General features: G+C 59.8%; 11 protein-coding genes. 7 read left to right on the top strand and 4 right to left on the bottom strand.

Going from position 1 to position 8,983, the window contains the following annotated elements:
* Positions 1 to 376 precede the first annotated feature (376 nt).
* Positions 377 to 661 (bottom strand): usg protein, encoded by a 285-nt coding sequence (locus tag IVA95_RS01205; RefSeq protein WP_247508835.1) that lies wholly within the window; start codon positions 659 to 661, stop codon positions 377 to 379.
* A gap of 274 nt (positions 662 to 935) precedes the next feature.
* Between IVA95_RS01205 and IVA95_RS01200 the strand changes: the two genes are divergently transcribed.
* On the top strand, positions 936 to 1,253 hold the full coding sequence (locus tag IVA95_RS01200; RefSeq protein WP_213290762.1) for a co-chaperone GroES: 318 nt from the start codon (positions 936 to 938) through the stop codon (positions 1,251 to 1,253).
* A 137-nt stretch (positions 1,254 to 1,390) separates the two neighbouring features.
* Positions 1,391 to 3,043 (top strand): chaperonin GroEL, encoded by a 1,653-nt coding sequence (gene groL / locus IVA95_RS01195; RefSeq protein ID WP_247508834.1) that lies wholly within the window; start codon positions 1,391 to 1,393, stop codon positions 3,041 to 3,043.
* A 997-nt stretch (positions 3,044 to 4,040) separates the two neighbouring features.
* Here groL and fdxA read toward each other — a convergent pair.
* Together fdxA and IVA95_RS01185 are read right to left on the bottom strand one after the other, a co-directional pair.
* Positions 4,041 to 4,376, bottom strand: coding sequence for a ferredoxin FdxA (gene fdxA, locus IVA95_RS01190; protein ID WP_247508833.1), 336 nt, complete (start codon positions 4,374 to 4,376; stop codon positions 4,041 to 4,043).
* A 38-nt stretch (positions 4,377 to 4,414) separates the two neighbouring features.
* Positions 4,415 to 5,017 carry a MarR family transcriptional regulator gene (locus IVA95_RS01185; RefSeq protein WP_247508832.1) on the bottom strand — a complete coding sequence of 201 codons (603 nt, stop codon included), beginning with the start codon at positions 5,015 to 5,017 and terminating at the stop codon, positions 4,415 to 4,417.
* A gap of 99 nt (positions 5,018 to 5,116) precedes the next feature.
* On the opposite strand from IVA95_RS01185, the gene rpoH reads away from it, so the two are divergent.
* Positions 5,117 to 6,016 (top strand): RNA polymerase sigma factor RpoH, encoded by a 900-nt coding sequence (rpoH, locus tag IVA95_RS01180; RefSeq protein WP_247508831.1) that lies wholly within the window; start codon positions 5,117 to 5,119, stop codon positions 6,014 to 6,016.
* A gap of 180 nt (positions 6,017 to 6,196) precedes the next feature.
* The gene (locus IVA95_RS01175) at positions 6,197 to 6,433 is read left to right on the top strand and encodes a zinc-finger domain-containing protein (RefSeq protein WP_247508830.1); all 237 of its coding nucleotides are present in this window, start codon (positions 6,197 to 6,199) and stop codon (positions 6,431 to 6,433) included.
* 48 nt (positions 6,434 to 6,481) lie between these two features.
* Here IVA95_RS01175 and IVA95_RS01170 read toward each other — a convergent pair whose 3' ends face one another.
* The gene (locus tag IVA95_RS01170) at positions 6,482 to 6,853 is read right to left on the bottom strand and encodes a DCC1-like thiol-disulfide oxidoreductase family protein (RefSeq protein ID WP_249810157.1); all 372 of its coding nucleotides are present in this window, start codon (positions 6,851 to 6,853) and stop codon (positions 6,482 to 6,484) included.
* Positions 6,854 to 7,086: 233 nt separating this feature from the next.
* Here IVA95_RS01170 and IVA95_RS01165 point away from each other — a divergent pair, with 233 nt between their 5' ends.
* From IVA95_RS01165 to IVA95_RS01155, 3 genes are all read left to right on the top strand, one after another.
* Positions 7,087 to 7,323 carry a hypothetical protein gene (locus IVA95_RS01165; RefSeq protein ID WP_247508829.1) on the top strand — a complete coding sequence of 79 codons (237 nt, stop codon included), beginning with the start codon at positions 7,087 to 7,089 and terminating at the stop codon, positions 7,321 to 7,323.
* An 80-nt stretch (positions 7,324 to 7,403) separates the two neighbouring features.
* On the top strand, positions 7,404 to 7,655 hold the full coding sequence (locus IVA95_RS01160; RefSeq protein ID WP_214493926.1) for a DUF1488 family protein: 252 nt from the start codon (positions 7,404 to 7,406) through the stop codon (positions 7,653 to 7,655).
* Positions 7,656 to 8,698: 1,043 nt separating this feature from the next.
* The coding region (locus IVA95_RS01155) for a hypothetical protein (protein ID WP_247508828.1) at positions 8,699 to 8,983 on the top strand (285 nt) is incomplete at its 3' end.

Genomic DNA, 8,983 nt, shown 5'->3' with positions numbered 1-8,983 from the left:
ATCATGCGGAGGGCATGCCCCTACCGCGGAGAGAACCATGAACCCGGCAAGGATGTGTTTGGAGAGTCTTGACCGCAGGCCCGGAATTAGAGAACAGCCAGGGTCAATCGCGTCGTTCTGGCTGTGCGCCGATGACTTCCGGTCTACCCCGATGAACAGACATTCTCAGTGTCCGCCGGCATGTCTCAAAGGTGCCAGATTCGGACTCATGCACCGCAGCAAACACCTAAATTTATTCGATCACTTCGTCGGCGCCGGCGAACAGAGGATGCGGGATTGCGATCTCGCTGAATTGGCCCGCGTGAAGAGAGTAAATTTCCCGAAAGCAATTTGCGCATGAGCGACAGAGATCACCCCAAAGCTCTGCGCCCTCGCGTTAATGCAGCCGGAACACTCCGTCCACGGCGCGTAGTTCGGCAGGCTTGATCAGTTTGGAGTGCGCGACGGTGACCGCAAACAGCGGGCCGTCGAGCTTTGTTTCCCAGAACGCGAGGAAATCCTTTAGCGCCGGGAAATTCGGAAACAGATCGTAGTCCTGCCAGACGTAAGTTTGCAGCAACCAGTGACGATCCGGGCGGCGATAAACGATTTCCGCTGTTGTCAGTCCGTAGCCTAAGACCTGCTTCCTGAAATCCTTGGAAACCGCATCTTTCTCGACCATGCCAGCCTCCAGCCCAAGCTGAAAAAAAGTGCATGATTCTCGCGCCAAAAACGAAAGCGTTCAATAGCTCATAGCAATCAACGAGCTAGCAGCATGTTACTTCGCCTGCTAGCAATCGCCCCAAGCGCTCCTCCTCAAGGAACTCAAGTTGCAGTCGAACATCGTGGGCCGAAGCCCTTGCGCCCCCACGTCACAGGCTTATGTGAAGGACGGCTAGCACTCGCTCATTGCGACTGCCAATCCAGAAATAATCACAAAAGCCATGGAGGATCGCATGAAGTTCCGTCCGCTCCACGATCGCGTCGTGGTCAAACGCATCGATGCCGAAGACAAAACCGCAGGCGGCATCCTCATTCCGGACAGTGCCAAGGAAAAGCCCTCGCAGGGCGAGATCATCGCCGTTGGTCCGGGCGGCCGTGACGAATCCGGCAAGCTGATCCCGATCGACCTCAAGGTCGGCGACCGCGTGTTGTTCGGCAAGTGGTCGGGCACCGAGGTCAAGCTCGATGGTCAGGAACTTCTGATCATGAAGGAAAGCGACATCATGGGCGTTCTCACCGACGTTCCCGCCGCCAAGAAGAAGGCCGCTTAAGCGCCTTAGCCCGTTCCCTCATCCTGAGGAGCCGGCGCAGCCGGCGTCTCGAAGGATAAGGCCCGCAATCCAAATCTCATCCCTCAGGAATCCGCCCAGTCGCGCGGACCTTGGGATCTGGGAATACGGAGATCATTATGTCAGCCAAGGAAGTCAAATTCGGCGTCGATGCCCGCGACAGGATGCTGCGCGGCGTCGAAATTCTCAACAACGCGGTGAAGGTCACGCTCGGTCCGAAGGGCCGCAACGTCGTGCTCGACAAATCGTTCGGCGCTCCCCGCATCACCAAGGACGGCGTCACCGTCGCCAAGGAAATCGAGCTTGATGAAAAGTTCGAGAACATGGGCGCGCAGATGGTGCGCGAAGTCGCCTCGAAGGCGGCGGACGCTGCCGGCGACGGCACCACCACCGCGACCGTGCTGGCCGCGGCCATCGTCCGCGAAGGCGCCAAATCGGTTGCCGCCGGCATGAACCCGATGGACCTGAAGCGCGGTATCGATCTCGCGGTGGACGCCGTGGTCGCCGACCTCGTCAAGAACTCCAAGAAGGTCACCTCGAACGAGGAGATCGCCCAGGTCGGCACCATCTCCTCCAACGGCGACGCCGAAATCGGCAAGTTCCTCGCCGACGCCATGAAGAAGGTCGGCAACGAGGGCGTCATCACGGTTGAAGAAGCCAAGTCGCTCGAGACCGAACTCGAAGTCGTCGAAGGCATGCAGTTCGACCGCGGCTACATCTCGCCCTACTTCGTCACCAACGCCGACAAGATGCGCGTTGAAATGGATGATGTCTATATTCTCATCTACGAGAAGAAGCTCTCCAGCCTGAACGAACTGCTTCCGCTTCTGGAAGCTATCGTGCAGACCGGCAAGCCGCTCGTCATCATCGCGGAAGACGTCGAAGGCGAGGCTTTGGCCACGCTCGTCGTGAACCGTCTGCGTGGCGGCCTCAAGGTTGCTGCCGTCAAGGCTCCGGGCTTCGGCGATCGCCGCAAGGCCATGCTGCAGGACATCGCCGTTCTGACCGGTGGTCAGGCGATCTCGGAAGATCTCGGCATCAAGCTCGAGAACGTCACGCTGCAGATGCTCGGCCGCGCCAAGAAGGTGATGATCGACAAGGAAAACACCACGATCGTCAACGGCGCCGGCAAGAAGGCCGACATCGAGGCCCGCGTTACCCAGATCAAGGCGCAGATCGAGGAAACCACCTCGGACTACGACCGTGAGAAGCTGCAGGAGCGTCTGGCCAAGCTCGCGGGCGGCGTCGCGGTGATCCGCGTCGGCGGCGCGACCGAGGTCGAGGTGAGGGAGCGTAAGGATCGCGTGGATGACGCGATGCATGCGACCCGTGCGGCGGTGGAAGAAGGCATCGTGCCGGGCGGCGGCGTCGCCTTGCTCCGTGCCTCCCTGCATCTCAAGGGGCTGCGCACCAGGAACGACGACCAGAAGACCGGCGTCGAGATCGTGCGCAAGGCGCTCTCCGCGCCGGCCCGCCAGATCGCGGTCAACGCGGGCGAAGACGGCTCCGTGATCGTCGGCAAGATCCTGGAGAAGGAGCAGTACTCCTACGGGTTCGACTCGCAGACCGGCGAATACGTCAACCTGATCTCCAAGGGCATCATCGACCCGACCAAGGTGGTTCGCGTGGCGATCCAGAACGCGGCTTCCGTTGCGGCGCTGCTGATCACCACCGAAGCCATGGTGGCCGAAGTGCCGAAGAAGAACGCAGGCGCCGGCATGCCTGCGGGTGGCGGCGGCATGGGCGGCATGGGTGGTGGTATGGATTTCTAAGTCCAACCGTTCAGAGCCCCAACTGTAAGAAAGGCCCGGCAGCAATGCCGGGTAGCTACACGTCCATCTCGACGACGATATCAGGAGAATCATATCATTGACGGCGTTTCAAGGCCGTCAACGACGCGCGTGTCTGCTACATGGTTTTGTACGGCGGTTGCGGCCTTCTTAGGCACAATCATAAAGAGATGGCATCACAAACAGATGGCGCACGCTTTATGGCAGCCGCACTGTCTTGAAGTCGCCTCGCGACTGCACCCATGTTGGGGTGGTCGATGAGACGCGTAGGACTTATCGACATCACGGTAGGCAATGCGACGCGCCTCGGCGCATCGCAACGTTCCGCCACGCGACGCTGCGCGTCGCAACACATCGCTACGCAACGCTTGAGCCGCTGGGGAAGCCCGGCGGCTCGCGCGCGTTTAGCGCGGACGCCCCCCTCAATCGCCTGTGGCGACGCCTGCCGCAGCCGGCCGGAGGCTGAAACCGAGGAGATCTGACCACGAAGGCGCGAGCTAGTCCCGCGCCGTCCGGTCCGCCGGTTCACGCCGGCGGGCCTTACTTCGGTGAGTGCAAATCGCCTTGAAGCCAGCGTCCAAGGCCCTTGGACTTCATGGGGTCTTCAAACGCGGCAAAGTTCGTAAGTACCTGATTGCAGACAGCGCATTCAAACGTTTGCAAGTCGACGCCCCGGGCGCGTGCTGGCTCGATGCTCACGAGCATCATCTGGGCCTTGCACTTCGGACAGGCGGGGCGCTGAATTGCAGCGAATGGAATGACGGACGAGAGGCGTTGAGATTGGGGCATGATGCTTCCCTCGAACAGGCGGGAGCGCAACACTCTCTGTCACCGGTAATGCCCAGGAGGCGGAGCGGTGATTGTCGGAGTATACGCCTCCAGGGATCTCAAACGCGAGTTAATTCGCGGATATTGGAAGGAAGGTAAGCGCCTCGCGGAAATTGCGAAGGCGAATGTTGCGGCGCGGGCGCTGTTCGCCTCAATCACCCGCGCCGGGATTTGGCGAGAAGTATGGAAGTTTGTCCGGCTTCCCCTCCCACTCCTTAGAGTCGGGCGGGGGCGCTTTTTTGACCGTAATATTTGGCCAGATTTTCGCGTATTCCGCATTCAGCGACAGCCATTTCTCAAGCCCCGGCTCGGTGTCAGGCTTGATCGCGTCGACCGGGCATTCCGGCACGCAGACCCCGCAATCGATGCATTCGTCCGGGTGGATGACGAGCATGTTCTCGCCCTCGTAGAAGCAGTCTACGGGGCACACGTCGACGCAGTCCATGATTTTGCAGCGAATACAGCTCTCGTTGACGACGAAGGTCAATTAAGCGTCCTTTCAGCAGATCACAGCGGCGACCTCATTCATGGTGTCGGCCTGTCCTCGCGGTGCTCGTTCATTGGTTGAAAATGGACGCACAGAAGACCTACGTCCTCTTGCTGAATCGGAACACCGAGGAGCAGGCATTCAGCGGCCGAGGGGTCCGTGCTCGGCAGGTTGCCGCACATCTCTCTGCCGAAGTACGTGCAGTCCTGGCAAACACCGAAGCGCCGATGCGCACCACTCGTAGCTAGAGTGGACAGCACTTGGTGCAGGGCGCGACGCATCGCAGTTCGCTCTGTCGCGTCGAGCGAATCCACGGCGCGCACCAGAACCTCGAACGGATCGCGTGCATTCGCTTTTTTGCCCTTGCTCGTCAGTCGCAGACTTACGCTTCGCCCGTCCGTCTTGAATGGCTGTCGGACCAAGTACCCACCCGCTTCAAGCGCCTTAATGGCTTGTGTTGCGGTGCCGCGGGTTGTCGCTTGAAATTCCGCGAGTGCCGACGGGGTCCGCGAGAATGGGTTGGCACGGGCGAAGAAGCGGAGCGCCATCCATTGGGCCGGACTGAGTTCGCCGTCATAGCCCTCAGCTTGTACGAGCCGTCCCACTTGCAGCAGGAGCTCTGCCGTTTCGCGCGCTGACATGTTTGTGCCTCTTTGGAATAATAGCGTTTCGAAATTAACTTGACAACCGATAATCGGATACGGATAATTTTGTTTCGAAACTAGTTGGAGGGCTGGATCATGGCCCGCAATCTGGCTCTGCCGATCCTCACGGCCGAACCCGGCCTCACTCATTATCTTGAGGAAATCCGGCGGTTCCCGATGTTGGAGCGCCAGGAAGAATACCTACTAGCCAAGCGCTGGCGCGAGCACGGCGATCGCGACGCGGCGCACAAGCTGGTCACCAGCCATCTGCGGCTCGTGGCCAAGATCGCCAGGGACTATCGCGGCCACGGCCTGCCGATCGCCGAGGCGATCTCCGAGGGCAATGTCGGCCTGATGCAGGCGGTCGAGCGCTTCGAGCCGGAGAAGGGCTTCCGGTTCACCACCTACGCCGTGTGGTGGATCAAAGCGGCGATCCAGGAATACATTCTGCGGTCGTCGTCGCTGGTGAAGATGGGCACCACGGCCAACCAGAAGAAGGTGTTCTTCAACCTGCGCAAGGCCCAGAGCAAAATCTCCATCCTCGACGATGGCGATATGCGGCTCGACCAGGTGAAGGTCATCGCCCGGCGGATCGGCGTCACCGAAACGGACGTGATTTACATGAACCGGCGGCTTGGCGGTGACGCCTCGCTCAATGCCGCGATCCGCGAGGACGGCGATTCCGGCGAGTGGCAGGACTGGCTGGTGGACGAATCCCCGGACCAGGAGACGACGCTCGCCGCGAGCGAGGAGTTCGATAACCGCCGCAAGACGCTGTCCGATGCGCTCACCGTGCTCAACAAGCGCGAGCGGCGCATCTTCGAGACGCGCCGGCTCGCCGAGGAACAGATCACCCTCGCGGAGCTGGCCGAGGAGTTCGGCGTCTCGCGGGAACGCGTGCGCCAGATCGAGGTGAGCGCCTTCGAGAAGGTGCAGAACGCAATGATTCAGAGCGTCGCGTCGATGGCGACCCCGGCGCCTCTGCAGGTGCGTTAGCTTCCAACCCTCTCCCGTGGTGGGAGAAACTGACGATGCCCGGGTCGCTCTGGGTACGCTTTACGGCAACCGAACGGCGCGAGAGGGGCGCCGCTCACCGGGTGCTGATCGAGCCCTCGCTCGACGATCCGTGCACGGCACTTTGCGTCATCGATCGGGCGCCTAAGCCGCGCGCTGCAGATGGAAAGTTATCCGAAGTTTCATAATGAAGTCGGGGTGCCGACCGTGCGCATTGGCTGCCGCGAGTTCAAGTGCATTGGGGATAAACCACCGCAAGATCACCCACACATCTACCTCAAGATGGGCGATGCCGGTGAGATCGTCTGCCCCTATTGCTCTACGGTATTCCGCTTCGATCCGAGCTTGGGCGCACACGAAGCTGATCCGGCAGATTGTGCTTACGGTGACAGGGACTGAGTTGAAAAGCAGCAACACTGCTTCCTTCGTCATACCGGCCGGGGCGGTTCACGATGGCCACGAACGATCCGAATTCGGCAGGATGCAAGCGTCACGACGGCCGAACCAGCGATAGCGGTTTCGCGCGACCAAATCATAGATCGCGTCGCGGATCACCCGTGGGATGAATTGGAAGACCCATGTCCACTGCCAACGCGGAAGCTCGCGCGCAATGCGCAGCACGGCTTCGGATTTTACATAGGCCTGTCCGTTCGCCAAGAAGGCAAAGGAATCCGGGTGATCAGGATCGATGCCGAGCTGCTGAGCGAGCGGACGTCCCTCGGCCAACTGGATCGGAACGAAGCGAAAATAGCCGCGGCGATCACGTTTGCTCACGAAGCGGCAGCCGCGCGAGCATAGGACGCATACGCCGTCGAACAGGATCAGGCCGTGCGGCGAGTTGATGCCGCCAGGACTTTCTGGGTCAGCGACGATTGACTGCTCCGCCTGCATGGAACAAGCAAACACCCGCGGCACGGCCGGCGCAACAGGGGTGGTCGTCCCTTAGAGCCGGTCTCGAAATGGCTGCCGACATCACTGATGACCGGGTCCGAGCTTGAGCGGTAACAGCACCACCTCCGAGAGGTCGATATCTCCGAAGCCGGAGAACCTTGATGGAGGAGATGCCGCGTAAATCCGCAGCCGAACTTGAGGCCGAGTGCCTTCGGCTTCTGGCGATGGATCCGCACACGCGAGGCATTAAGCGCGTCGAGATAATTCGCACGTACCCTAAAGGAACGGGGCCGAATTGGACCTACGGCGCGCTTGATCCGATGCCGACGCGCGCGGGCGTGGCCATTGCCCAAACGCTTATCGCGTCGGTCTATGGAAGATGGGCGCTGGCAGATTAATGCGCTCATGCAGTCCTCGCTTGTAGGGGGCCGGATAAACCACCATATGTTAGTCTCACCCCCGTCTGAGGACCATTCTCATGGTTGTTGCTGGCGGCGATTACGTCCATTTCGTTGTGGAGTACGGCGGCAAAATCGAAAAGTGCCGGGTAACGGAGACTGCCCTTCTGAACAGAGAGCGTATGAGCAGAAAGGACGCAGGCTATGCACAGCTCATCGCTATCTTTGTAAGGCACCGAGCCGAGATCGAACATCTCGCTCTCGCGAAGTTGCAGCGGGAGGGGCACTCTGACCGCGGTGTTGTAGTGACCACTGAGGATCTGAACCCTTGATGCAGGCTGGCTGTTCGACGCCCTCGCTTGCGCAAGCGACAACGTGGCCACTAGCTGTTGAGCGGCGATGACGTGAAAACGGAGAAACCCGTATGAACAAGACGCTGATATCGATAGAAGAACTGAAGCAAATCGCCCTCAGAGAAATCCACACTTGCCCGGGATGCGAGGACGTATGCCCTAACCCCTGATTACGCGACTTGGCCACCACTAACTTCAACAGGGCGTCGCGGTTGCGGACCGCTACCATGCTGCGGTGCATCTGCTTTGCCATCGCGGCGACACTTATGCCCGTCAACGCTAGCTTTCGAAGGCGCTCGTCTTCCTCCGGCGTCAATGGAGGGCTTCCAGCCACCGGAGTCATTTCTTCGCCCGAGCTCGACACGAGGCCCTTCGGGAGCGCAACCGGCGTTCTCATCACCGATAACTGCCGTGAGACTGTGCGGTGATAAGGGTTAACCGCCCGAGCCCGGATGGGTTCAAGAACGCAGCATTACAAATGGCCGTTTCGGAATGTTCTCATTTGGTAAATTAGGACACTGCGCGATGCCAAAAAGCAGTGCGTAGTGCGAGCTTTGTACGCACTACCCTCAGGATGAATTAGGTGAGTTGCTTAGACGGCATCTGAGACGATGGAGTGCTTCTGGGCAATCGTCATCGAGATACAAATTCAATCGTTCTAACTTTAGAGCCCAGCTGGGCTCTCTTCGTCCCAATTTCGGCAATCGCCTTCGATCGTATTCGGACCCATGGCCATCGGACCCAGACCCACTGTTTGAAAACGAGAAGCAGTTTCACGGTGCGTGAGGACTCTCCAGCGTTCCGCTTCGCCAAGCCACTTCCAACTGTGTTGAGTATCAAGCGCGGCTCGGCGCCGGCACAATAATTCCATATCACGACAGCCTGCTAGGTCTTTCATGAGCATCTCCCTAGACTTGGTTGTCCGCACTCTACGCCGCTCGCGCGACGCGCCGCATTAAATCGGTGTGACCCTTTCGAGTCGGCATTGCGTTTCCTGGATGAAGCGACAGTGCGCCTGACAGATGTTTCGCGCGGTTGGAGTTGATGGCGGTACCTTCAACAATTTCGGCGGCGTCGCCATCACCAACGTCTACAACAAGACCGTGATCAACGACACGACGATCACGCGGGTGAGCTTTAACGGCGGGCACCGGCGGATGTTTTGCGACGTAACAGCAACCGTTCGTCAAAAGGCGCGACTTCCGGTATGGGTCACAAGCGGCGGTAGGAAGCGGTGCGATGAGAGGTCCGGTCTAGCCGTCACAGCGGACGTGCGGGAGACTTCGAGCTTCTTCAGCTCAGGGCCA

The organism is Bradyrhizobium sp. 157 (assembly GCF_023073815.1).
Taxonomy (GTDB): domain Bacteria; phylum Pseudomonadota; class Alphaproteobacteria; order Rhizobiales; family Xanthobacteraceae; genus Bradyrhizobium.
The sequence above is the reverse complement of the archived record's forward strand: the minus strand, read 5'-3'. Positions and strand labels throughout refer to the sequence as shown.

What these genes read in the sequence shown, in the direction of transcription:
- IVA95_RS01205 (WP_247508835.1), bottom strand. Translation starts at nt 661, where the DNA reads ATGGTCGAGAAAGATGCGGTTTCCAAGGATTTCAGGAAGCAGGTCTTA.
- IVA95_RS01200 (WP_213290762.1), top strand. Translation starts at nt 936, where the DNA reads ATGAAGTTCCGTCCGCTCCACGATCGCGTCGTGGTCAAACGCATCGAT.
- groL (WP_247508834.1), top strand. Translation starts at nt 1,391, where the DNA reads ATGTCAGCCAAGGAAGTCAAATTCGGCGTCGATGCCCGCGACAGGATG.
- IVA95_RS01185 (WP_247508832.1), bottom strand. Translation starts at nt 5,017, where the DNA reads ATGTCAGCGCGCGAAACGGCAGAGCTCCTGCTGCAAGTGGGACGGCTC.
- rpoH (WP_247508831.1), top strand. Translation starts at nt 5,117, where the DNA reads ATGGCCCGCAATCTGGCTCTGCCGATCCTCACGGCCGAACCCGGCCTC.
- IVA95_RS01175 (WP_247508830.1), top strand. Translation starts at nt 6,197, where the DNA reads ATGGAAAGTTATCCGAAGTTTCATAATGAAGTCGGGGTGCCGACCGTG.
- IVA95_RS01165 (WP_247508829.1), top strand. Translation starts at nt 7,087, where the DNA reads ATGGAGGAGATGCCGCGTAAATCCGCAGCCGAACTTGAGGCCGAGTGC.
- IVA95_RS01160 (WP_214493926.1), top strand. Translation starts at nt 7,404, where the DNA reads ATGGTTGTTGCTGGCGGCGATTACGTCCATTTCGTTGTGGAGTACGGC.